Consider the following 23755-nt stretch of genomic DNA (forward strand, 5'->3'; position numbering starts at 1 on the left):
CTAACGACCAAGGCCCTGGTGCGGTCCGTCACACCAGGGCCTCGTCGTCAGGGTCGCCGGGTCGGGGCTACTTCTTCCACTTCTCCCACGACATGTTCCAGCCGTTGAGCCCGTTGTCCGGGTCGACGATCCGGTCCTCGGAGTTCTTGACGACCACCACGTCGCCGACCATCGAGTGGTTGAAGAACCACGCGGCCGGCACCTTCTTGTCCCAGCCGCCGCGCACGTCGCGCAGGCCGATGCAGCCGTGGCTGGCGTTGTAGTTGCCGAAGGCGCCGCCCGCCCAGTAGTTGCCGTGCAGGAAGGTGCCGGAGGTGGTGAGGCGCACGGCGTGCGGGACGTCCTTGATGTCGTACTCGCCGCCGTAGCCGACGGTCTCGCCGTTCATCCGGGTCACCGTGAGCATCTCGCTGATGACCATCTGGCCGTTCCAGGTCTCCATGCCGGGCTTGCCGGTCGTGACCGGGATGGTCTTGATGACCTTGCCGTCGCGCATCACCTTCATGGTGAGCTTCTTGGCGTCGACGACCGAGACCTGGTTGCGGCCGATGGTGAACTCGACCTTCTTGTCCTGCTCGCCGTAGACGCCGGAGCGGCCTTCGACGCCGTCGAGGTTCAGGTCGACGGTCACCTTGGTGCCGGGCTTCCAGTACTTCTCCGGGCGGAAGTCGAGGCGGTCGTTGCCGAACCAGTGGCCCTCGACGTCCACGGCCGGTTCCGTCCTGATGCGGATGGCCTTCTCGACGTCGTCCGGGTTGGTGATGCCCCTGCTGAAGCGGATGGAGAACGGCATGCCCACGCCGACCTTGGAGCCGTCCTCGGGGGTGAAGGTGCCGATGAAGGTGTTCTTCGGCGTCAGTGTCGTGAAGCCCGCGTCCTCCGCTGCCGTGCGGCCCTCGGAGTCCTTGGCGACCGCGTGGACCGTGTACTTGGTGGCGGCGGCCAGGTGGGTGGACGGCGTCCAGCTGGCGCCGTCGCCGGATATCTCGCCGTCGACCTTCTTGCCCTTGGCGTCCTTGACCACGACCTCGGTCAGCTTGCCCTTGGCGGCGGTCACCTTCAGCGCCCCGCTGGTGTCGACGGACTTGGCGCCGTCCTTGGGGGTGATGCCGACGACGGCCTCGGACTGCTTGCTCTGCGCGGCGTCCGCGTCCTTGCCGGCGTCCCCGCCGGAACCGGAGCCGGTCCCCCCGCCGCCGCACGCCGTGACGGCGAGCAGCAGCACTCCCAGTATCAGTGCGAGCAGTCCGTGCCTGCCGCGGGCCGACGCCCCCGATATCGGTCGCCCGTTCAAGTTGTTCTCCCCTCCCAGGGCCTGGTCAGGCCCGCACCCCTGCGCGTCCCCCGCGCACCGGCGAATATTAACCACAAGGCTCCGGGCCCCGGCGGCCTGCGATTGTCACTGTTCAGTCCCAACTTCCACGGAGTGTTGAAGCAGCCCGCCCCCCTGTCGGGTTACTTCACCGCACTGCCCGCCTTCCATGCGTTCCAGCCCATGTTCCAGCCTCCGAGGCCGTTGTCGGGAGCGACCTTTTTGTCGTTGCTGTGGACCACCTCGACGACGTCCCCGATGAGGCTGCGGTCGAAGAACCAGCCGGCCGGGGTGTCCGAGCCGCCGCCCTTCACATCGCGCAGTCCGACACAGCCGTGGCTGACGTTGGTCCGTCCGAAGACGGAGTGGTGGGCCCAGTAGTTGCCGTGCAGGAAGGTGCCGGAGTCGGTCAGGCGCATGGCGTGCGGGACGTCCGGGATGTCGTACTCGCCCTTGCCGTCGCGCTTCTTGAAGCCGACCGTGGCGCCGTTCATCCGGGTGACGTCGAGCATCTCGGTCACCACCATCTTGCCGTTGTAGGTGGTGTTCTTCGGAGCCCCGGCCGTGACCGGCACGGTGGCGAGCACCTCGCCGTCGCGCCGCACCTCCATCGTGTGCCGGGCGGCGTCGACCACGGAGACCTGGCTGCGGCCGACGGTGAACGAGAACGTCTTGTGCTGGAGGCCGTAGACCCCGGGCGCCCCCTCGACGTCCCGCAGGCGCAGGGCGACGGTGACCTGGGTGCCGGGTTTCCAGTAGTGCTCGGGGCGGAAGTCGAGGCGGGTCCGGCCGAACCAGTGCGGGCGGACCTCGACGGCCGGGCGGGCCGTGACCCGCACGGCGCGTTCGACGGCGGCGCGGTGGGCGATCTCCCGGTTGAACTCCAGCGAGACGATCATGCCGGTGCCGACCGTGGCCCGGTTCTCCGGGCTGACGTAGCCGATGAAGCGTTCCTCCGGGACGTACGTCGTGAACGTGGTGTGCCGGGCGGAGCGGCGTCCGTCGCCGTCCACGGCCACCGCGTCGACCGTGTACTCGGCGGCCAGCGCGAGCCGTTTCTCGTCGGGCTCCCAGGTCAGTCCGTCGGCGGAGAGGTGCCCGGGCACCGGGGACTCCTGCGCGTCCTGGGACCGGACGACCTTCACCGACTCCAGCCTGCCGTCGGGCACACGCACCCGCAGCTTCTTCCCGGGGCGCACGCCCCTGCTGCCGTCGTCGGGCGAGACCCGGATGACGTCCTCGGGCGCCGGGGGCGCGCCGAACGCCCCGGCGATCCCGCCCGCGTCGTCCGAGGTACAGCCGGTGGCCCCGGTCAGGAGCCCTGCCCATGTCACTACGGCGGCCAGCGCGGCCCTCGCGCGCCGCGCGCGCCCTTGTACGTGCCTCACGAGGTGCCCAACGACCGGCCGCGTCCCCGGGAAACGACCATGCCCGCCCCCGGGGAAACGTGAGTGCGACCCACGCTCTGGGCAGAACAGTGGGGAGGACGACGCGCAGGGGAGCCGCGACCCGGGCCGCAGCAGAGCCGCACCCCTCTGTCCCCCGTCGTCCCACGAGCCGCGGGAGGCTGACAGGTGTCCAGCGCAGCCGAGCAGGAGGCGGTGGCCGGTCATCAGGCCACCGGGAACGGGCGCCAGGCCGCCGCCGTACCCGGCGCACGGCGGGCCGCGCCGCCGCCCGCGGTGCCCGCCCGGCCGGGCGCGCCGACGCCGCTGGGCGCCCGGTTCCGGGTCGGCCCGGACGGGGTGGCGGGAACCAACTTCGCCCTGTGGGCGGGCGGGGCCGAAGGGGTCGAGCTGTGCCTCTTCGACGACCGGGGCAAGGAGTCGCGGGTCCGGCTCGCCGAGCTGACCCACGAGATCTGGCACGGCTTCGTCCCGGGCGTACTGCCCGGGCAGCGCTACGGCTACCGGGTGCACGGCCGCTGGGACCCGTGGACCGGCGCCCGCTGGAACCCGGCGAAGCTGCTCCTCGACCCGTACGCCCGGGCGGTCGACGGTGCCGAGGGAAACGACTACGGCAGCCTGCCGCCGGAGGTCTACGGGCACGTGCGCGACTGGCCGCAGCAGCACGTCGCCGACACCGTGCGCGACGACCGGGACTCGGCGCCGTACGTCCCCAAGGGCGTCGTCGTCCACGATGACGACGACTGGGCGGACGACCGCCGCCCGAAGACGCCCTGGGCGGACTCGGTGATCTACGAGCTGCACGTCAAGGGCTTCACCCGGCTGCACCCGGGCATACCCGAGGAGCTGCGCGGCACCTACGCCGGTCTCGCGCACCCGGCGGCGATCGAGCACCTGGTGAAGCTGGGCGTGACGGCGGTGGAGCTGCTGCCGGTGCACCAGTTCGCGCACGAGGACCATCTGTTGCGCAGAGGCCTGCGGAACTACTGGGGCTACAACTCCATCGGCTATTTCGCGCCGCACGCGGCCTACGCCGCCTCCGGGACGACCGGCCAGCAGGTCGGCGAGTTCAAGCGCATGGTGCGCGCCCTGCACGCGGCCGGGATCGAGGTCATCCTCGACGTGGTCTACAACCACACGGCTGAGGCGGGCGAGCTGGGGCCGACGCTGTCCCTGAAGGGCATCGACAACCGCGGCTACTACCGACTCCAGGACGACCCCCGCCGCTACGCCGACTACACCGGCTGCGGCAACACCCTGCACGTGGTCCAGCCGCATGTGCTGCGGCTCATCACGGACTCCCTGCGGTACTGGGTGACGGAGATGGGCGTGGACGGCTTCCGCTTCGACCTGGCGGCGGCGCTGGCCCGCTCCATGCACGACGTCGACATGCTCTCGCCGTTCCTGGCGGTGATCGCCCAGGACCCGGTGCTGCGCCGGGTGAAGCTGATCGCCGAGCCGTGGGACGTGGGGTCGGGTGGCTATCAGGTGGGGGCGTTCCCGCCGCTGTGGACGGAGTGGAACGACCGGTACCGCAACGCCGTTCGGGACTTCTGGCGGCACGCGCTGCCGGACGTGCGGGAGATGGGGTACCGCCTGTCCGGCTCCAGCGACCTGTACGCCTGGGGCGGGCGCCGGCCGTACGCGTCCGTCAACTTCATCACCGCGCACGACGGTTTCACCCTGCGCGACCTGGTGAGCTACGAGCGCAAGCACAACGAGGCCAACGGCGAGGGCAACCGCGACGGCACGGACGACAACCGGGCCTGGAACTGCGGCGCCGAGGGCGAGACGGACGACGAGGGCGTCACCGCGCTCAGGCGGCGGCAGCTCAGGAACCTGCTGACCACGCTGCTGCTGTCGACCGGTGTGCCGATGCTGGTCGCGGGCGACGAGCTGGGCCGGACGCAGGGCGGCAACAACAACGCGTACTGCCAGGACAACGAGATCAGCTGGGTGGACTGGAGCCTGCTCCAGGACCCGGGCTGGAAGGCGCTGTTCGAGCTGACCTCCCGGCTGATCGAGCTGCGCCACCGGCACCCGGTACTCCGGCGCCGGGCCTTCTTCTCGGGCCGGGCCCAGACCGCGGACGGGCTGCGCGACCTGGCCTGGTTCACGTCCCGGGGCACCGAGATGACGGAGCAGGACTGGTACGCGCCCGCCGCCACCCTGGGCATGTACCTCTCCGGCCGGGACATCCCGGGCCGCGACGAGCGGGGCGACCAGATCCTCGACGACAGCTTCCTCGCCGTCCTGCACGCGGGCGAGGCGCCGGTGAGTTTCGTGCTGCCGGGGCCGCCGTGGGCGGAACGGTACGAGGTCGTCGTCGACACCAGCCTGGAGGAGCAGGAGGGGGCGCCGGGCGTGGAGCACCCGGCGGGGGCGGAGATCACGATGCCGGCGCGGGCGGTGCTGCTGCTGCGGGTGGCGGGCTGAGGGACCGTTTCGCCGGACCCCCGCGACAGCGGCCCGCCGACCTCACGGTCGGCGGGCCGGTCCGCACCCTGGCCGGTTTCTACGCCGGCGACGACGGTGCGAGCGGAGTCGCGGCGGGAGTCGACGACGCCGGGGCGCCGCGACCGTGCTGGGAGTACGACAGGACACCCGTGAGCACGATCCGGAGGACCTCGCGCAGTTCGATGTGGAGCGGTAGCCGCCCGTCCGGGTTCTGCGACCAGCGGTAGAGCAGGCCCAGGTACGAATCGCGCAGGATGTTGCCGACTCTCATCGGATCGATGTCGAAGGTGACCTCCCCGCGCCGGCGCCCGGCTTCGATGATGTCGGCGAAGACCTGGCCCGCGTAGGGCTCTTCGAGGAGTGGCTGGCCGGCCTTCACCCAGGCCTGGAGCATGGCGGCGGTGATCTCCCGCTCGGACTCGTTGAACTCCGCCAGTGCCGCCATGCACCTCTCCAGGTGCACCGTCACATCGTCGTTCCGGGACTTCATCGACTCTTCCATGCACAGCTCCAGGCGCCGCTTGCGGGCCTCGGCCCAGGCGGTGACCAGGTCTTCCTTGCGCTGGAAGTAGTTGAAGAAGGTACCCCGGGCCACGTCGGCGTGCTCGGCGATCTGATCGATCGTGGTGCGGTCGTACCCCTGCTCCGCGAAGAGGGTCAGGGCAGAGGTGTAGATGCGGTCCCGAACCCGCTGCTTGCTGCGCTCTCTGCGCCCGAGGGGGCGGGCAGGTTCAGAGGCCATGTGCTTCCTCGCCTTCTCACGTCGTTGTGCGGGCTCCCCCGGCCATGAAAAAAATATACCACGGTACATCTATGAGTCATGGTCTTCGTTTTCTGAGATGACGTCAGGGCGGTGGCGTCAGGGCTGTGACGCCACGGAAGCGGCGATCACGCCAATGGGTTCGCGGCCCAGCAGCCGCCTGGCGGATATGTCGACACCCGCCGTGCGGTGCAGACGCACCCTGAGCTCGGTCGCCAGCAGCGAATCCAGGCCCAGGGTCCGCAGCGGTCTGCGCGGATCGAGCCGGGTCGCCGAGAGGCCGAGCACGGTGGCGGCCTGCTTCAGTACGTCGTCGGGCGTGGGGGCGCGCCCGGGGGCCGTGGTCGCGGGAACCGGCACCGGCACCGGGCCTTCCGCGTCGAGCGCCTCGCGGGCGGGACCCGCCGCCCGGCGACGCAGTCGTATGTCCCGGAACTCCGCGATCACATGGCCGTCCTCGGCCGTCAGCCACACATCACAGCGCGCGTCGTCCGTACCGTCCGAGGGCGTGAAGCGGGCCACGCACCAGTGGTCCTGGCCGACTCCCGCCTCGTCCCGGACCAGGACACGGCCGAAGGACACCGGCACGTAGCCGTCCGGCCTCCCCCCTGCCCCCGTGGCGTGCGGCCACGCGGCGAGCATCGTCAGCAGCCCCGCTTCGAGCCCCGCCGTCCCCGCGCCGGGCGAGCGGCGCATGCGAGCCACCGACTCGCCTTCGGACCCCCACAGTTGCGCCACGGTGCACAGCGCCGCGTCGATGGTGTAGCCGCGGGCCTGGGCACGGCGGTAGAACTCCGCCGCCGGCACGTACGCGGTGCACCGGGTTAGGCCGGCGTCCAGCAGCTCCCGGCCGTACGGCTCGGCCGTCCCGCTCCGGCCGGCAGCGCCCTCTCCCTCCTCGGCGGCCGGGGCGGCCGTGCGGAACCTGCCGGTCATGCACAGCTCACCGTCCCGGGTGCCGTCCGCAGTGCGCAGCGCGGTGACGGTGAACACGAAACAGCCCTGCTGCGCGGCGGGCGTCAGGCACACGCGTACCGCGGCATCGCGGGCGTGTGCCAGCTCCCAGGGCCGGTCCCCGAACTCGACGTCCTCCAGCACGCCTTCACCGCGTGGCCCGATGCCGTCCGCCGCCCGCAGGACGGCCTTGACGTAGAGCACCGGCGGTACGACGGCTGCGCCGTCCCCGGTGCGGACGCTCTGGCCGAGGTCATCCAGGCCCAACTCGCGCAGTTCGACCTCCCGTACGTGCTCGGCCGGCGCGGCGGGCGCCGGAGCGGGGGCCGGCTCCTTCCTGAACTGTTCCTGGTCCCAGGCGTACGTCGGCAGCGGCACGCGGGGCGCGGCCCCCTGGAAGTAGCTGTTCCAGTCGATGCGTCCGCCGTGGGAGAAGAGCTGCCCGAGCGCCCGGGTGAGGTTCTCGCCGTCGTCCTGGTGGCGCTTCAAGGTGGCGACGGCGGCCGGTGCGGCGCCCTGCTCGTCGAGGACCGCCGTGACGGACTGGGCGAGCAGCGGGTGCGGGCTGACCTCCAGGAACACCGTCTCCTCCTTGGCGGCTGCGCGCACGGCCTCGACGAAACGCACCCGCTCGCGGAGGTTGTCCACCCAGTAGGCGGCGTCCAGTTCGGGTCCGTCGACCGGCTCGCAGCGGGTGGTGGAGAACATCGCGGTACGGGCGGGCAGCGGCGTGAGGTGGGCGAGGGCGTCGGCCAGGTCGTCCCGCAGTTCCGCCATGTACGGCGAGTGGGACGCCACGTTGACCTTGACGTACCGGCAGGACACTCCTTGGGCCTGGAGGCGTTCGGCGATGAGGTGCAGAGCGCGCGCGTCCCCGGCGAGGACGGTACTTGCGGGGGCGTTCTCCGCCGCGACGCACACCGCGTCGCCGTGGGGCGCCGCCGCGTCCGCCGCGGCCGGCGCGTCGAGTTCGACGGCCAGCATCGCGCCGCGCCCCGCCTGGCCCTGCATCAGGGAACTGCGCCGGCAGATGACCGAGGCGGCGTCCCTCAGCGACAGTGCCCCGCAGACCTGGGCGGCGGCCACCTCGCCCATGCTGTGCCCGACGCACAGGTCGGGTTCGACTCCCTTGGCGCGCAGGAGCGCGGCCAGTGACACCTGCACGGCCCACAGCAGGGGTTGCACCACGGCTACGTCGTCGGGGAGTTCCTGTGCCGGTGCGTCCTCGCCGTCGCCGGTCAGCAGGCCGATGACCGACCACCCCAGCTCCTCCCGGACGGCCCCGTCGCATTCCGTCAGGGTCCGGCGGAACACCTCTTCCGAGGCCAGCAGGCGGCGGCCCATGCCGAGCCATTGCGAGCCCTGCCCGGGAAAGACGAACGCGGTCCGGCGGTCGCCCGTGAATCCGGCGTCGGCCGTCCCTCCGTCCGGTGTCTCCTCGCCCGCGGCCAGGGCGCGCAGAGCGGCGGCGAGTTCGTCGTGCGTGCGGCCGACGGCCCACAGGCGGTGGGGGTGTGCGTCACGTCGTGTGGCCGCAGTGTGACAGATGTCGCGCAGGGGGAACGCGCGGCCCTCGTCGCCGTCCAGGAAGTCGGCGTAGCGCGCGGCGAGCCGGCTCAGGGCGGCCGGGGTGCGGGCGCTGAGCAGCATCAACTGCGCCTCTTCGGGAGCGTCCGAAGTGCGGTGCGGGAGCCGGCCTGTGCGCGGCTCGGGCACGTACTCGCCGACGATCACGTGCGCGTTGGTACCGGAGAGGCCGAAGGAGCTGACACCCATGAGTGCGGGCCGATCACCGGGCACGAGCGGGGTGTTGCGCGTGACGACAGCGAGGGCGGCGGCGTCACCGGCCAGGACGGGGTGCGGCGTGCGCAGGTGGAGGGACGCGGGGATGGTGCGGTGCCGGGCGATGAGCACCGTCTTGATCAGGCCCGCGATCCCGGCGGCGGCTTCGGCGTGGCCGATGTTGGTCTTGACGGAGCCGATGGGCAGCGGACGGGACCGGGACCGTCCTTCGTCGCCCACGGCCTCTGCCAGTGCGCGCAGTTCGACGTCGTCCCCGACGGGGGTGCCGGTGCCGTGTGCCTCCACGTAGTCCAGTCGGTCCGGGGTGATGCCGGCGCTGCGACAGGCGGAGCGGATCATCTCGGTCTGTCCGGACACGGCGGGCTGAAGCAGCGTTCCGCTGCCCTGGCCGTCGTTGGTGACGGCGCTTCCGCGCAGTACGGCGAGGACCTGGTCGCCGTCGCGCAGGGCATCGGGCAGCCGCTTGAGCAGGACGGTCCCCACTCCTTCGCTGCGGACGAAGCCGTCGCCGGAGGCGTCGGCGAACTTGCAGCGTCCGTCGGGGGCGAGCATGCCGCCCTGGGAGTAGGTGATGGCGTCGGACGGCGAGAGTACGGCGTTGACTCCGGCGGCGACGGCCAGGTCGCTCTCCCCGGTCAGCAGACTCTGCCGGGCCAGGTGCACGGCCACCAGGGACGAGGAGCACGCGGTGTCGACCATCAGGCTGGGCCCCCGCAGGTCGAGGGCGAAGGAGAGGCGCCCGGCGGTCATCGTCCGCAGCCGGCTGCCCGCCATCCCGTGCACGTCCTGATGCCCGTCGGACTCCGCCAGGTCCGCGTACTCGGCGGTCGCCTGGCCCACGAAGACACCGGTGCGACTGCCCGCCAGCGAGGACGGGCGGATGTGCGCGTCCTCCAGTGCTTCCCAGACGACCTGGAGGAGGACCCGCTGCTGAGGATCCATGGCCAGCGCCTCGCGCGGGGCGATCCCGAAGAAGGCGGCGTCGAAGCCGTACAGGTCGTCGATGAACCCGCCGTGCCGCGAGACGGTCGTGCCCGGTTCGCCCGGCCGCGCCGAGTGGTACCGGCGCACGTCGAACCGGTCCTCCGGCACGGGCGTGACGGCGTCGGTGTTGCGCTCGAGCAGGTGCCAGAACTCCCGCACCCCGGGCGCTCCCGGAAATCTGCATCCCATCCCGACGATCGCGATGTCAGGCATGCCGCCTTGCTGCACGAAGCCCCCCTTGTTCTGCGGTGTCAGGTCCAAAAGTAAACCAGAGGCCAAGTTTGACTTCCAGTTGACTCGATGAACGACAGGAGAAGAGTGCGTCACAGGCGCATTTCCCCAGGCTTCGCAAGGTAGGCGACCTGCTGTTTCCTTGCATAGGGCGAGGAGTTCGCAAACGACACCGGTCAAAACATGGGCTACAGTCCATTGATAAACCGCTACACACCTGAGCGAGGAGGACGGATGATCGCCAGAGTGCTGGGCCCCCTGCGCGTGACGATGAACGGCGTGTCGGTGGTTCCCACGGCGCTGAAGGCCAGAAAGCTCCTCGCCGTGCTCATCCTGAACCGGGGCCGCGTGGTGCAGCGGGCCGCCATCGAGCGCGAACTGTGGGGCCTCGACGTGCCCATGAGCGCCTCGACGGGCATCCAGAACTGCGTCATGCAGATCCGCAAGAGCATCGGCCACGCCCTCACCGACGGCCCCTCGGACCGTCTCCCCAAGGAGACGCTGATCACCGAGGCCACCGGTTACCGGCTCGAAGTCCCCGGCGAGCAGTTCGACATCGTCGGCTACCACCGGCTCGTGTCGGCGGCGGGTGAGGCGGAGGCCAGGGGGGACCTGTCACAGGCGTCGGCGCAGCTGAACAACGCGCTGAAGCTGTGGCGTGACGCGCCCCTGGCCGATGTGCCGGCCGGGCCCGTACTGCACCCGCACGTGCTGCGACTGGAGGAGGACCGCAAGGCGGTGCTGAGCCAGCGCGTCGGCCTGGACCTGCGGCTGCGCCGTTACGCCGAGGTCATCGGCGAACTGCACGCCCTCGTGGCGCTCAATCCCTACGACGAGGTGCTGCACGAGTACCTGATGCTGGCGCTGTACCTCTCCGGGCGCCGCAACGACGCGCTGGCCGCCTACCAGGGCGTTCGCACCGCGCTGACCGACGGGATCGGCCTGGAACCCTCGCACCGGCTGCGTCGCCTCCAGCAGCAGATCCTGAACTGTGACGACGCGCTGGAGCACACGTTCCTGGACGACCGCTCCCCCCATCTCGTCGGGGCGTAGCGCCCGTCTCAGTGGGCGAGTGCCCCCGTGTGAGCGGCCGTCAGGGACGCGAGGAGCTCTTCGAGCAGGACGCCCTGGCCGTACGGGGTGAAGGGGAAGAAGTGCCCGCCCCGGGCGAACCGGCAGCGGAACGGGCCCGACGTGAAGCGGGCCCACAGGGGCAGCGCGTCCGGCGGGACGAGCGGATCGTCCGTACCGGCCAGTGCCGTCACCGGCACGGTGAGCCGCAGCGGCTCCACGGCGCGCAGCGCGTCCCGCGCGAGCGCGAGGTCATGGGCCAGGATCCGTCGCGCGGGGCTGAGCGACGGGTCGTGCAGGGCGTCGGCGGGCAGGCGGTGGGATGCGAGGATCTCGGCCAGTTCGGCGGCCGTGCCCGGGAGTTGCGGGCGTGGCCGGCTGTGCGCGCCCGGTTGCGAGCAGCTCACGACCAGCCCGTCGCAGTGTCCGCCGGCGTCGGCGACGGCGAGGGCCAGCAGCCCTCCCAGGCTGTGGCCGTAGAAGACGGTGGGGGCGGGGTCGAGGGCGCTCAACTCCCGGCGGATGCCCGGCACGGCGGCCGCCAGCGTCGTACGTGGTGCGAGGCTCGCGCGCCGCTCCCGCCCGGGCAGGGTGACACCCACGACCTCCACCGTCTCCGGCAGACTGGCCAGGACGCTCGCGTAGCGCTGCGCGCCGGCGCCCGCGTGGGGGAAGACGACGACGCGGCTGCCGCGGTCTGCGGAGGGCCGCAACACGTGCGTCCAGTCCTCGGAGTGGGAAGCCATGCTCATTCCTTGGTGGGTCGGGGCCATGGGACGCGTGCAGCGCCCGCGCCGGGCGGGGAGCATGCTCCCCGCCCGGCGCGGACCTCGCGGCGCCGGACTCAGGCCGACGTGATGACGAGCGCGGCGTTGTGGCCGCCGAACCCCAGCGACGTGCTGACGGCGACGTCCACCGGGGTGGTGCGGGGTTCGCCGCTGACCACGTCCAGCTCGATGGCGGGGTCCGGGTTCTTCAGGTTCGCCGTGGGCGGCACCGTGCCGTGCTGCACGGCCAGCACCGTGTACGCCGCCTCGATGGCGCCCGCGGCGGCCAGCGCATGGCCGGTGACCCCCTTGGTCGACGTGACCAGGGGCGTGTCGCCCAGGACGCGGCGCAGCATCCTGCCCTCGACGAGGTCGTTCATCGCGGTGGCGGTGCCGTGCGCGTTGACGTGGCGGACGTCGGCGGGGCCGGCGCCCGCGTCCGCCAGGGCGGCGCGCAGGGCCCGCTCGATGCCCTCCCCGTCGGGGTGCGGGGCGGTGGCGTGGTGGGCGTCGGAGGAGGATCCGTAGCCGCTGACTACGGCGCGGATCCTCGCACCCCTGGCGCGGGCATCGGCCTCCCGTTCCAGGACCAGCACGCCGGCCGCCTCGGCGGCCACGAAACCGTCCCGTTCCGCATCGAACGGTTTGCCGGCGTGCTCGGGCGCGTCCCCCGACTTGGACAGGGCGCCCATCTTGCACAGCCCGGCCATCACCGTCGGGGTGAGCGCTGACTCACTGGCACCCGCCAGCACGATGTCGCAGGCACCGGAGCGCAGCAGGTCCCGGGCGGTGCCGATGGCGGTCGCCCCGGACGCGCACGCGGTGGCGGTGACCAGACTCGGCCCCCGGGCACCGACGTCGATCGCCACATAGCCGGCGAGCATGTTCGGCATGTACTTCGTCACCAGCAGGGGCGAGACCTTGGCGGCGCCGCGCTCGCGCAGCGTGTCGTGCTGCTCCGCGAAGGTGGCGGCGCCGCCGAGCGAGTTGCCGAGCACCACCCCGACCCGGGTGCCGTCCCAGGTCGTTGAGTCCCATCCGGCGTCGGCGACGGCCATCCGGGAGGCCACGAGGGCGAGTTGGACGAAGCGCTCCAGCTGCCAGCCGGCGAAGCCGCCCAGCAGTTCACCGGCGTCGAAACCCGGTACCCGGCAGGAGAAGTCGACCGACAGCTCGGTGAGTGCGGGGTCGCGCGTGGCGCAGGAGCGTCCGGACAGCACCCGCTCCCAGTTCTCCTCCAGGCCGATTCCGGCCGGGGTCACCAGGCCCAGGCCGGTGACGGCCGTGCCGTGTGTGGGACCGTCCGCCATCAGACCGCCGCTCCCTTGGCCGACAGCAGCTGGACCAGGTCGTCCAGGGTGTGCTCCTCGGTGAGCTCACCGTCCGCTATCTCGACCCCGAACTCCTTGTCCAGGACGAGGCCGAGCTCGATCAGGACCAGGGAGTCGAAGGACAGCTTGCCGAGCGTCACCTCGGACGCGATGATCTCCGGCTTGACCTTGAACTGGTCGGAGAGAAGGACCGAGACCCGCTCCGCGATCGCCTGCATGGTGTGTCTCCTTGTGATCGGTGAGTGATGAGAGGTGAGGGTGGCTGTGATGGGAGGGGCAGGCGTCAGGCCGCCGTGATGTCGGGCCACACGAGCGCCACCGACCCCCAGGTGAGTCCCCCGCCGAACCCGCCGAGCACGACGCGCTGGCCGGGGCGCAGTTCGCCGTCGGCCGACGCGTCGGCCAGGGCCAGCGGGATCGAGGCCGCGACGGTGTTCCCGACCCGCTCGATGTTGGCGGGGAACCGTTCGAGCGGTACGTCGATGCGCTCGGCGACCGCTGCCAGGATGCGCGCGTTGGCCTGGTGGAGGACGACCTTGTCGATGTCCTCGACCGCCCAGCCCGCGGCGCCGGCCGTCGTCGTCACGGAGGCCGCCATGTGGCGCACGGCCTCCGCGAACACCGGGCGGCCCTCCATGGTGAAGTAGCCGGCGTCCGCCGCGGCCGGCCGGCCGGTGGACCGCTGCCGTGAACCGCCGGCGGCCACCTGGATGAGGTCGCTCTGGCCGCCGTCGCTGCCGAGGTGGAGTCCCTTCAGGGCGCCCGGCTCCGTCGCCGCGCCGGCGCGCAGGTACACCGCTCCGGCGCCGTCCCCGAAAATGGCCCGGGTCGTACGGTCGGCCGGGTTGAGGATGGTGGAGAAGGTGTCCGCCCCGATGACCAGGACGGAGCGGGCGAAGCCCGCCTGGACGAAACCGGCCGCCGCCCCCAGCGCGTAGACGAAGCCCGTGCACACGGCGGCGATGTCGAACGCGCCGACCCCGCCGAGACCCAGCCGGTCGGCGACCTCGGGCGCGGTGGCCGGGCAGGGGCGGTCCGGGGTGCTGGTGGCGACCACGACGACGTCGGCCCGCTCCTCGCCCGCGGACTTCAGGGCCCTGCGCCCGGCCTCGACGGCGAGGTCGCCCGTCGATCCGCCCGGGTCGATGACGTGCCGCCGGCGGATCCCGGTCCGGCTGCTGATCCACTCGTCCGAGGTGTCCAGTTGCCGGGCGAGGTCGTCGTTGGTGACCACCGTGGGCGGGACCCAGGCGCCCAGGCCGGCGACGACCGCCGCGCGGTCCGACCCCGTCATCCGGCGTCCCCGTCACCGTGGGAGTCGTTCGGGGTGTTGCTGTCAGCCACAGCCGTTGTCGCTGTCGTAGCCGTCACTGCGTCGTTCCTCCTGGCTGCTGTCGTGGTGCACCGATGTGCTGTGGCGCCGTCGGAGTTCTCACCCTGACAACGCGGGCTCCGCTTTCCCTCACGAGCGGCCCACGCAGGGGACATGTGCCGCTCACGTCGGCCGTGAGCGGCACATGAGTGGTGCGTAAGTACGCGCTGCCAGCCTGGAATGCGTCCGGCGGCGGCCCTGCGCCGCGGTGCAGGCGACCGCGCTCCGGACACGCCTTCTCACGACCCCGCTCACGACCGCGCACGAGGAGAACTGAGTGCAGCAACGCAGGATTGGCACGAACGGCCCGGTGGTCTCCGCCATCGGTCTCGGCTGCATGGGGATGTCGGAGTTCTACGGTCCGACCGACGAGGCCCAGAGCCTGGCGACCCTCCAGGCGGCCCTGGACAGCGGGGTCACGTTGCTCGACACCGCCGACATGTACGGCAAGGGCCACAACGAGCAGCTGGTGGGCCGGGCCATCGCGGGCCGCCGCGACCAGGTGGTCCTCGCGACCAAGTTCGGCATCCGGCGCGACGACAGCGACCCGAGGCAGGGCCGGAACATCGACTCCAGCCCGGAGCACTGCCGACGGTCCGTCGACGCCTCGCTCAAGCGCCTGGGCGTCGACCACATCGACCTCTACTACCTCCACCGCAAGAGCCCCGACATCCCCGTCGAGGAGACGGTCGGAGCCATGGCGGAGCTCGTGCGGGCCGGCAAGGTCGGGCACCTGGGGCTGTCCGAGGTGACCGCGCAGACCCTGCGCAGGGCGCACGCCGTCCACCCCATCGCGGCCCTGCAGACCGAGTACTCGCTGTGGACCCGCGAGGTGGAGGCCGAAGTCCTGCCGGTGGCCCGGGAGCTGGGCACGTCGCTCGTGGCGTACTCGCCGATCGGGCGGGGCTTCCTGACCGGTGCGATCAGCCGGCCCGAGGACCTTGACCCCACCGACTTCCGGCACTCGCACCCCCGCTTCCAGCAGGAGCACCTGGCGCGCAACATCCGGATGGTCGAGCGGCTGCGCGAGCTCGCGGCGCTCTACGGGTGCAGCCCCGTACAGCTGGCCCTGGCCTGGCTGCTGGCCCAGGGCGACGACATCGTCCCCATCCCGGGCACGCGCCGGATCGGCTACCTGCGCGAGAACGTCGCCGCCGCGGAACTGCGGCTCACCGACGAGCAACTGGCCGCCGTGTCGGCCGCGGTGCCCCACGACGTCGTCTCCGGCGAGCGCTACGACCCGGCGGGCATGGCGACCGTCGGCCACTGACTCGGTTCGCTCTTCCCTCCCTCCGCTCTTCACCCTCTTTTGACTACGTAACGAGGAATCCCATGGCAGACAAGCTCAAGCAGCTCAAGCTGGCCGCCGTCAACATCGACGGCGTCCTGCTGAACGACACCTTCAGCCCCGTCATCCACAACTTCATCGTCAGCCGTGGCGGCGAGTACACCGCCGACGTCGAGCGCAGCATCTTCTCCCAGCCGCAGCTCGTCGGCGGCCAGGGCATGGCGAACGCGGCACGCGTGCCGTGGACCGCCCAGGAGGCGATCGACGTCTACTTCAAGGAGCGGGAGGAGTACACCCGCGAGCACCCGGTCGAGCTGCTCGACGGCGCGATCGACCTGCTGCGCCGGCTGCGCGGGCTGGGACTGAAGACGGTCAGCTACGGCGGCCTCGACAAGTCTCACTTCGACCACTTCCTGGGCGAGCACGCCGACCTCTTCGACGAGCCCGGCTACGTCTGCACCAACGACTTCCGCCCCGGCCTGCGCGAGATCACCACCGAGATCTTCGGCCTGAAGCACGACGAGGTGCTGTTCATCGACGACGTGGCCCGGGTGGCGGAGGTCGCCAAGGCCCTCGACATCCCCTTCATCGGGCACCCCAGCTCCTTCGAGCACAGCTTCCAGCCCCAGCTGATGCGCGAGAGCGGCGCCCGGCACATCGTCGACTCGCTGCACTCCATCGACGAGGAGCTGCTGCGCACCCTCGACGCCGAGGCCGCCGCGCACTCCGTCTGGCGCGACTGACCCCACGCGCCGCCCCGCGTGCCGGACCGCCCTTCCCCCGGCCGGTCCGGCGCCGACGGCGCCCCTCCCCTTCCCCGCGCGGTCCCGGCCCTTCCGGCCGCGCCCCTCAAACACCCAGGAGTTACGCCTTGGACCGCGCCGCTTCCCCGCAGACCGTGTTGCTGGACTTCGACGGAGTGCTGAGCCTGAACGCGTCGAGCCTGCTGCTGCTCGCCCTGCACGAAGGCATCAACCGCCACACGGAGTTGCCGATCGAGGCGACGGTCACGCAGTTCAAGGCCATCAGCACCTTTCCCCAGCGGGAGAGCCTGCGCGTGCTGTTCGCGGGCCTCGGCATCGAGCAGCACCTCAGCGCCGAGATCGACGCCCTCAGGTCGCTGACCGCCGTCCGGGGCACGCCGCTGGCCCTCGGCGAGGGCGTGGAGGCGTTCTGCGCGCAGCAGCGTGCGCGGGATGTGCGGTTGCGGGTCTTCTCCACGATGGACCGCACCACCGCGCGCCGCTCGCTGCTCGACGGGCTGTTCCGGCCCGAGGACTACGTGGCGCTCGACCACGCCTCCAAGGCCGATCCGGACACCTACGCGGCGCTGCTCGCGGCCGAGGGCGAGGTGGACCCGGGGCAGTGGCTGCTGGTGGACGACTCCCCGCTCGCCCTGCGCGCGGCCAAGATCGCGGGACTGCGTACGGTGCTGATGCGCGGCGCGGTCTTCTCGGACGACGACGTGTCGGCGTTCGAATCCTTCATCGACGCGCAGGTGACCTCGTTCGCGGAGCTCGGCGCTCTCCTCACCGCCGAGGACGACCGGCCGGCCCCGCTGCCGGCCTCCCGGCTCTGACCACGCACCCGACCCAAGTTGCCCCAGGATTGATAGGTTTCGATGTCCCAGTCACTTGCTGATTCCGAGCTGTCACCACCCAGGACCGTCCCTGCGGAGACCGCCCCCGGTCCCACGCGTGTACTGGTGGCCATCGCTCTGGCCGCCGTGATGCTGCCCATCTCCGTCACGGGGCCGGGAGTCGCCCTCGCCGACATGTCCGGCGCGCTGCACGCCTCGGCCGCCTCCACCCAGTGGGTGCTGAACGCCTACAACGTGGCGTTCACCGCCTTCATGCTCGCGGCCGGTTCCGCGGCCGACCTCTTCGGGCGCCGCCGCCTGTTCCTGAGCGGCACGGCCGTCTTCGCGCTGGCCTCGCTCGTCGCGGGTACCGCGCCCACCATCCTGCTCGTGGACCTGGCGCGCTTCGTCCAGGGCATGGGCGCGGCCGCGGTGCTGACCAGCGGTTCCGCGCTGCTCGCCCACACGTTCAGCGGAGCTGCCCGGGCCAGGGCCTTCGGCATCTTCGGCGCCTCGATCGGGTTCGGCCTGGCGATGGGCCCGTTCGTGTCCGGTCTGCTGGTGGGCGTCGCGTCCTGGCACGCCGTGTTCCTGGTCAACGTCGTGCTCGGCGCGGTCGTGCTCGTCCTGGCCCGGCCGATGCCCGAGTCGAAGAACCCGGGTGCGCGGCGCATCGACCTGCCCGGCGTGCTGACCTTCACCCTGGCCCTCATGCTGCTCGCCCTGGGCTTCGTCGAGGGGCCCTCACAGGGATGGGGCGGCATCGTCACGCTCGGCTCCTTCGCGGGTGCGGCGCTGTTCCTCGCCCTGTTCGTCGTGGTCGAACTGCGCGTCGCCGAGCCGATGTTCGACCTGAGCCTGCTGCGGCGTCCCACGTTCGTCGCCATCATCTGGCAGCCGGTGAGCATCGTCTTCGCGTTCGCGGCCCTGCTCGTCTACCTGCCGCCCTACTTCCAGGGCGCGGGCGGCGCGGGCTCGACGATGTCCGGAGCGATGCTGCTGCCGCTGACGCTGCCGGTCTTCGTCCTGCCGCTGTTCACCGGCACGCTGGTGCGGTTGCTGTCCGTTCGGATGCTGCTGGCCGTCGGACCGGCGGTGCTGGCCGTCGCGCTGTTGCTGATGACGTTCACCGACCCGGTGTCGTCCCGTACCGGGCTGTACGCGGCGCTGCTGCTGGCCGGGGTCGGTATCGGTCTCGCCTTCGGCGTCATGGACAACGCGGCGGTCAGCGTGGTGCCGGCCGAGCGCAGCGGTATGGCGTCGGGCATGTTCAACACCCTCCGGGTCGCCGGCGAGACGATCGGCGTGGCGTGTGTGGGCGGGCTGCTGCTCACCTCGACCCGCCGGCAACTGTCCGCGGGCGACGGTGCGATGGCCGACGACGTGGTCCAGGGCCGGCTGGGTTCCGTACGCGCGAGTGGTGGGCAGGACCTGGTGGACCGGGCGGTCCAGGGTCTCCAGCACGGCTGGGGCGTCGTCTACGTGGTGCTGGCCTGTGTGGCCCTCGCCGGGGCGATCGCCATCTTCACGATGGTCCGTGACCGTGACCTGGACCAGTCCTCCACCGCTCAGGAGGGATGACCCCTCCCCGCTCCCCCACGGAACGAGAAAGACCGTCCGGACCCCACCTCGCGGGGTCCGGACGGTCTTTCTCGGTCACCGTCCCGCGCTGCCGCCGCGTTCCAGCCTGAAGGCGGCCCGGGCGACGCAGCGCCCGCCCTGTTCGAACGTCACGGGGATCGAGACGGTCCCGGCGGCGTCGGCCGCCTGCTCGTGGCCGTCGCCGACCACCGTCAGGGGCTCGTCGAGTTCCGCGTAGGCGCCGAACGAGGCCTCGAGACCGGTGAGCGACCATGACGCCGCCGGGGCCCCGAAGAGCTCCTCGGCGGTCAGCAGGGCGGTCTGCCGTCCCGCCTCCATCAGCACCATGCCGGGCACGTGGTCCTGGGCGTGGTCGAACAGGCTGGGGTGCCCGCCGGCCACCAGCAGCCGTGCCCGGACCTGCCGGCCCTCGGTGACCGGGTCGAGCAGCACCACGTTCTCCGGCCGCTCCCGGCCCACGCGCCCGGGCCTCACGAGGCCCTCCGGGGCCGGCCTGCGGTACGACTCGGACGTCGGCGTGCTCCCGCCGTCCCGTCGGCCGCGGAGCATCCCGTACACGCTGTCGGCGACGTACTTCACCCGCATCGTCACCTCGCCCACCGGCTGCCCGGACACGGTGATCGCCATGCGGTACCGCAGACCGCGCAGCGACCCCCCGACCCACTGGGCGTCGTGCGTCGTGGCCGCGACCGTCACCTCGGCCGGCCCGTGGGCCCGCTCCAGCGCGGTGAGGCCCGGCAGGTCCATCGACCACTGCTGGAGGACGAACTTGGTGCCGTTCGGTGCCCCGAAGTGCGCGTGCACCGCGTGCGTCTCGGCCTGGCGGCAGCACTCCAGCAGGAACAGCGGATCGACCGCGGAGCGGGTCGTGTGGTCGGTGTAGTAGGCGTGGGACGGCGGCAGTTGCGCTCCGGCCACGAAGTGGTCGTCGTCGACCGCCCTGCTGTCGGTCAGGAACACCTCCGACAGTGCCCGCCGGTGCACGAGCCCTTTCGCCACGGTGTGCTCGAACGTGAGCGCACGCAGCGCGGCTCCCACACGGTCCGTCTCGGCCATCACGGTCACGCGAATCCCCTTTGTACAGACTGTGCTTGACGACAGCCACGCTCCCAGCGACGGCTCACGCACACCTCACGCGCCCATCACGCCTCACCGAGGAGGGCTAGCCGAGGATCCCCCGGTCGTACGCCACCGCCACCGCCGCCGCGCGGTCCTTGACGCCGAGCTTGGCGTACAGATGGGTGAGGTGGGTCTTCACGGTCGCCTCGCTGATGAACAGCTCGCGGGCGATCTCGCGGTTGGACGTGCCCTTGGCGACCAGGGCCAGCACCTCGCGTTCGCGCGCGGAGAGCGGCTCGTTGCCGGGCGTCCTGGGAGTGCGGACGGCGGAGACCAGGCGGGAGGCCACGGCCGGGGAGAGGACCGTACGGCCCTGCGCCGCCGCCCGTACGGCGGTGAACAGCTCCTCGCGGGGCGCGTCCTTCAGCAGGTAGCCGGTGGCGCCCGCCTCGATCGCGGGGAGGGTGTCCGAGTCGGTGTCGTAAGTGGTGAGGACGAGGACCTTGGCGCGGGCGCCGGTGCGGGTCAGGGTGCGGATGGCGTCCACTCCCCCGCCGCCCGGCATGCGCAGGTCCATCAGGATCACGTCCGGATCGAGGCCGGCGGCGAGCGAGAGCGCCTCGACGCCGTTCGATGCCTCCCCCAGGACCCGGAAGCCCGGCGCGGACTCGAACATGCCGCGCAGTCCGTCCCGTACGACGGGGTGGTCGTCGACGATGAGCAGGGTGATCGCGGCGTCGCCCGCAGCGGCGTCACCCTTGGCGGCGTCTTCAGTCATGGCGGACCAACGGTACGCGAGCGGAGACCGCCGTACCGTGGCCCGGCTCGGACTCGACGGTGAGGGAGCCGGCGATGCGTTCGGCTCGGGCACGCATGCCGTCGAGGCCGAAGCCGCCGGAGCGGGTGCGGGCGGGGACGGTGAGGGGGTCGAAGCCGCTGCCGTCGTCGCGGATGTCGAGGATCACCTGGTCGCCGAGGAAGGACAGGGTGACTCCGACACGGCCGGCGGACGCGTGCCGGGAGGCGTTGGAGAGGGCCTCCTGGACGATCCGCAGGAGGGTGGCCGCGACTTCCTCGTGGAGCTGCTCGGCGGTGCCGGTGACCGTGAACTCGGCGCGTACGCCCGTCCGTTCACGCCACTCGGCGACCGTCTTCTTCAGGGCTTCCGGCAGCCCGGCGTCGGTCAGCTCCACGGGGGCGAGGTTGTGCACGGAGCGGCGGGCCTCGCCGAGGCTGTGCCGGGCGAGGTCCGAGGCGCGTTCCAGGTGCGTGCGGGCCACTGCCAGGTCGGGGGCGTTCGCGACGACCTGGAGCTGGGCGATGATGCCGGTCAGCCCCTGGGCGATGGTGTCGTGGATCTCGGCGGCAAGCCGCCGGCGTTCGTCGGCGACGCCCGCCTCCCGGGCCTGGACGAGGAGCTGGGCGTGCAGGGCGGCGTTCTCGTCGAGGGCCTGTTGCAGGGCGGCGTTGGTGCGTTCGAGTTCGCTGATGGTGACCGCCCGCTCGCGGGAGCGCTGTTCCTCCTGCTGGGTGATGTGGCCGACCACCGTCAGCAGGCCGAAGTTCGCGCCCAGCAGCCCGCCGAACAGCAGCCACTGGGTCGGGCTGCGGATCGGCATCCCGCCGGACTGCGAGCCCGCCACCACGACGACGGTGGCCAGGAGACCGAGCCACTGCCGGCGCTTTCCGCGGATCAGCTCGTCGCTGTCGAAGTAGCCGGTGGACGCGTAGAACCCGAAGAACGGGTTCAGCCACGTGAGGACGAAGGAGACGGCCCAGCGCAGCACGTAGTAGACGGTTCCGCGGGCGGACGGCGTCCGGCGGCCGCGGCGGGGCCCGTGCCACAGCTGGAGGAGCACCGCGGCGACGACCAGCGCCCCGGCCGCGTACCACTCGGCCGGGCTCGTCATCAGCTCGTGCGCGGCGACCGAGAGGAGGGTGGAGACGGCGAGCAGTCCGTAGACGCCCCAGGTGTGGAACTGGTTCTGACGGTGCTCGATCTGCTCGTCCGCCGAGGTCATCTCCTCAGTGTGCACGGCCCTTCGCCTACTCCCAGCGGAACCAGCGCGAGGCGCCGGCCGTCAGCAGCACGGTCCAGGCCACGAGCACTCCCAGGTGCCCCCAACCCGGCCAGTCCCCCGCGGCGGCCCGGTTCAGGGCCTCGGCCGCCGCGCCGAACGGCGTGAGGCCGACGGAGCGCGCCAGTGCGTCCGGCATGGTCTGCACCGGCATCCACACCCCCGCGCAGAACATCGCCGGGAAGAACACCGCCGACCCGATGGCGCCGGCGATCTTCGTGGACCGGGACAGCGCGCAGATCACCGCGCCCAGCGCGAGGGCGGCCAGCACGGCCAGGAGCAGGGCGAGGGCGTATCCGAAGCCCTGCCGTGGCAGACGTACGGCGAAGGCGAGCCGGCCGACCGTGAGGGCGAGCAGCGCCGAGACCAGGGCGGCCCCGCCGTACAGCAGCATCTGCGCGGACAGCAGGGCGGCGGGGCGGACCGGGGTCGTGGACATCCGGCGCAGGATGCCGCGCTCGCGGTAGCCGGTGAGGGTCTGCGGCATCGCCTGGATGCCGCCCATGATCAGGCCGAGCAGCACGCTCACCGGGACGTAGCCGTCGACCGGGCGCAGCCCGCCGAAGGACGGGTCGGCTTCCCGGAAGGACGGGATGGAGCCGAGGATCACCAGCAGCAGGGTCGGGAACACCAGGATCCAGAAGAGGCTGCCGGGCTCCCGGCGGAACAGGCGGATCTCGCTCTTCAGTACGGCGGTGTTGACCAGGGCCGTGCTCATGCCGCTGTCTCCTTCGTGAGGTCGAGGAACGCGTCGTCCAGGGTGGCGTCGGTGACCCGGAGCTGGTGGGCCGTGACGCGGCTGCGGGCGAGGAGGGAGATGACGGCGTTGACGGTCTCGTCGGTGCCGGCCAGGGTGACGCGGCCGTCCTTGTGCTCGACCGACGCGAGCGCGGGCAGCGCGTTCAGGTCACGGTCGTCCAGCGGGGCGGACGGGGTGAAGCTGATGACGGTGGAGCCCGCCGAGCGGCGGATCAGGCCGGCCGGGGTGTCCAGGGCGGCCACCCGGCCCTTGTCGATCACGGCGATCCGGTCGCACAGCCGCTGCGCCTCCTCCATGAAGTGGGTGACGAGGAGGACGGTCACGCCGTTCGCGCGGATGTCCTCGATCAGCTCCCAGGTGTCGCGGCGGGCGCGCGGGTCGAGGCCTGTCGTGAGCTCGTCCAGGACGACGGCCCTGGGGTTGCCCACCAGGGCGAGCGCGATGAACAGCCGCTGCTTCTGGCCGCCGGAGAGCTTGGCGAACCGGGTCGTCAACTTGGCCGTGAGACCGAGGCGTTCGGCGAGGGGCCGCCAGTCGAGCGGGCTCGGATAGAAGGCGCTGTACAGCTCCAGCGCCTCGCGGACGGTGAGCTTCGCCTGGAGCTCGCTCTCCTGGAGCTGCGCGCCGAGGACGCGGCGGGTGGCCTCGTGCTCGGTGACGGGGTCGAGGCCGGTGACGCGGACCCGGCCGGAGTCGGGAACGCGCAGCCCCTCGACACACTCCACGGTGGTGGTCTTTCCGGCGCCGTTGGGGCCGAGGATGCCGAAGATCTCGCCCTCCTCGACGGCGAAGGAGACACCGTCGACGGCCGGGCGGCCGGCGTAGGCCTTGCGCAGGTCGGTGACTTCGATGACGGACATGCGTCGAGGGTCCCGGGGCGGGCCGGGCCGGCGCATCGGCCGTCGCGCTCGAACGGGCATCAGCCGATCGGCTGATGCCGG

The 23755-nt window shown here is 71.8% G+C and carries 19 protein-coding genes; 6 read left to right on the forward strand and 13 right to left on the reverse strand.

Going from position 1 to position 23755, the window contains the following annotated elements; all coding sequences use genetic code 11:
• Nucleotides 1-67: 67 nt before the first annotated feature.
• Nucleotides 68-1294, reverse strand: a complete 1227-nt coding sequence (locus tag MQE23_RS14010; protein WP_243379306.1) for an Ig-like domain-containing protein — start codon at nt 1292-1294, stop codon at nt 68-70.
• A 161-nt stretch (nt 1295-1455) separates the two neighbouring features.
• Nucleotides 1456-2700 (reverse strand): Ig-like domain-containing protein, encoded by a 1245-nt coding sequence (locus tag MQE23_RS14015; RefSeq protein ID WP_037667856.1) that lies wholly within the window; start codon nt 2698-2700, stop codon nt 1456-1458.
• A gap of 186 nt (nt 2701-2886) precedes the next feature.
• Here MQE23_RS14015 and glgX point away from each other — a divergent pair, with 186 nt between their 5' ends.
• Nucleotides 2887-5154 (forward strand): glycogen debranching protein GlgX, encoded by a 2268-nt coding sequence (gene glgX / locus MQE23_RS14020; RefSeq protein WP_243379307.1) that lies wholly within the window; start codon nt 2887-2889, stop codon nt 5152-5154.
• A gap of 79 nt (nt 5155-5233) precedes the next feature.
• Here glgX and MQE23_RS14025 read toward each other — a convergent pair whose 3' ends face one another.
• Entirely contained in the window at nt 5234-5917 is a 684-nt protein-coding gene (locus MQE23_RS14025) for a TetR/AcrR family transcriptional regulator (protein ID WP_020271024.1), read from the reverse strand.
• A 117-nt stretch (nt 5918-6034) separates the two neighbouring features.
• Nucleotides 6035-9889 (reverse strand): type I polyketide synthase, encoded by a 3855-nt coding sequence (locus MQE23_RS14030; protein ID WP_020271025.1) that lies wholly within the window; start codon nt 9887-9889, stop codon nt 6035-6037.
• Between the two features lie 252 nt (nt 9890-10141).
• On the opposite strand from MQE23_RS14030, the gene MQE23_RS14035 reads away from it, so the two are divergent.
• Nucleotides 10142-10960, forward strand: coding sequence for an AfsR/SARP family transcriptional regulator (locus MQE23_RS14035; protein ID WP_243379308.1), 819 nt, complete (start codon nt 10142-10144; stop codon nt 10958-10960).
• 8 nt (nt 10961-10968) lie between these two features.
• On the opposite strand, the gene MQE23_RS14040 is transcribed toward MQE23_RS14035, so the two are convergent.
• The 4 genes from MQE23_RS14040 to MQE23_RS14055 form a co-directional block, all read right to left on the reverse strand.
• A complete protein-coding gene (locus MQE23_RS14040; RefSeq protein ID WP_243379309.1) occupies nt 10969-11724 on the reverse strand; it encodes an alpha/beta fold hydrolase in 756 nt (251 codons plus the stop codon).
• Nucleotides 11725-11822: 98 nt separating this feature from the next.
• Nucleotides 11823-13055: a beta-ketoacyl-[acyl-carrier-protein] synthase family protein gene (locus MQE23_RS14045; protein ID WP_020272691.1), complete on the reverse strand. Its 1233-nt coding sequence runs from the start codon at nt 13053-13055 to the stop codon at nt 11823-11825.
• Entirely contained in the window at nt 13055-13294 is a 240-nt protein-coding gene (locus MQE23_RS14050; protein ID WP_020272690.1) for a phosphopantetheine-binding protein, read from the reverse strand. The genes MQE23_RS14045 and MQE23_RS14050 overlap by 1 nt, the downstream gene beginning before the upstream one ends.
• Nucleotides 13295-13359: 65 nt before the next feature.
• Nucleotides 13360-14370 carry a beta-ketoacyl-ACP synthase III gene (locus MQE23_RS14055; RefSeq protein WP_243379310.1) on the reverse strand — a complete coding sequence of 337 codons (1011 nt, stop codon included), beginning with the start codon at nt 14368-14370 and terminating at the stop codon, nt 13360-13362.
• A gap of 355 nt (nt 14371-14725) precedes the next feature.
• Between MQE23_RS14055 and MQE23_RS14060 the strand changes: the two genes are divergently transcribed.
• The 4 genes from MQE23_RS14060 (at nt 14726) to MQE23_RS14075 (ending at nt 18896) form a co-directional block, all read left to right on the forward strand.
• A complete protein-coding gene (locus MQE23_RS14060; RefSeq protein ID WP_037669253.1) occupies nt 14726-15718 on the forward strand; it encodes an aldo/keto reductase in 993 nt (330 codons plus the stop codon).
• 62 nt (nt 15719-15780) lie between these two features.
• A complete protein-coding gene (locus MQE23_RS14065) occupies nt 15781-16479 on the forward strand; it encodes an HAD family phosphatase (protein ID WP_243379311.1) in 699 nt (232 codons plus the stop codon).
• Between the two features lie 128 nt (nt 16480-16607).
• Complete coding sequence (locus tag MQE23_RS14070) at nt 16608-17315, forward strand: hypothetical protein (RefSeq protein ID WP_037669251.1); 708 nt, start codon at nt 16608-16610, stop codon at nt 17313-17315.
• Between the two features lie 126 nt (nt 17316-17441).
• Entirely contained in the window at nt 17442-18896 is a 1455-nt protein-coding gene (locus MQE23_RS14075; RefSeq protein ID WP_243379312.1) for an MFS transporter, read from the forward strand.
• A gap of 75 nt (nt 18897-18971) precedes the next feature.
• Here MQE23_RS14075 and MQE23_RS14080 read toward each other — a convergent pair whose 3' ends face one another.
• The 5 genes from MQE23_RS14080 to MQE23_RS14100 form a co-directional block, all read right to left on the reverse strand.
• Nucleotides 18972-19973: a ScbA/BarX family gamma-butyrolactone biosynthesis protein gene (locus MQE23_RS14080; protein ID WP_243382620.1), complete on the reverse strand. Its 1002-nt coding sequence runs from the start codon at nt 19971-19973 to the stop codon at nt 18972-18974.
• A 106-nt stretch (nt 19974-20079) separates the two neighbouring features.
• Nucleotides 20080-20754, reverse strand: coding sequence for a response regulator transcription factor (locus tag MQE23_RS14085; protein WP_020272684.1), 675 nt, complete (start codon nt 20752-20754; stop codon nt 20080-20082).
• Nucleotides 20747-21997 carry a sensor histidine kinase gene (locus MQE23_RS14090; protein ID WP_243379313.1) on the reverse strand — a complete coding sequence of 417 codons (1251 nt, stop codon included), beginning with the start codon at nt 21995-21997 and terminating at the stop codon, nt 20747-20749. Before MQE23_RS14090 ends, MQE23_RS14085 begins: the two co-directional genes overlap by 8 nt.
• Before the next feature lie 25 nt (nt 21998-22022).
• Complete coding sequence (locus tag MQE23_RS14095; protein ID WP_243379314.1) at nt 22023-22772, reverse strand: ABC transporter permease; 750 nt, start codon at nt 22770-22772, stop codon at nt 22023-22025.
• Nucleotides 22769-23674: an ABC transporter ATP-binding protein gene (locus MQE23_RS14100; protein WP_243379315.1), complete on the reverse strand. Its 906-nt coding sequence runs from the start codon at nt 23672-23674 to the stop codon at nt 22769-22771. The genes MQE23_RS14095 and MQE23_RS14100 overlap by 4 nt, the downstream gene beginning before the upstream one ends.
• Nucleotides 23675-23755: the final 81 nt, after the last annotated feature.

The organism is Streptomyces sp. HP-A2021 (assembly GCF_022807935.1).
Taxonomy (GTDB): Bacteria; Actinomycetota; Actinomycetes; order Streptomycetales; family Streptomycetaceae; genus Streptomyces; species Streptomyces afghaniensis.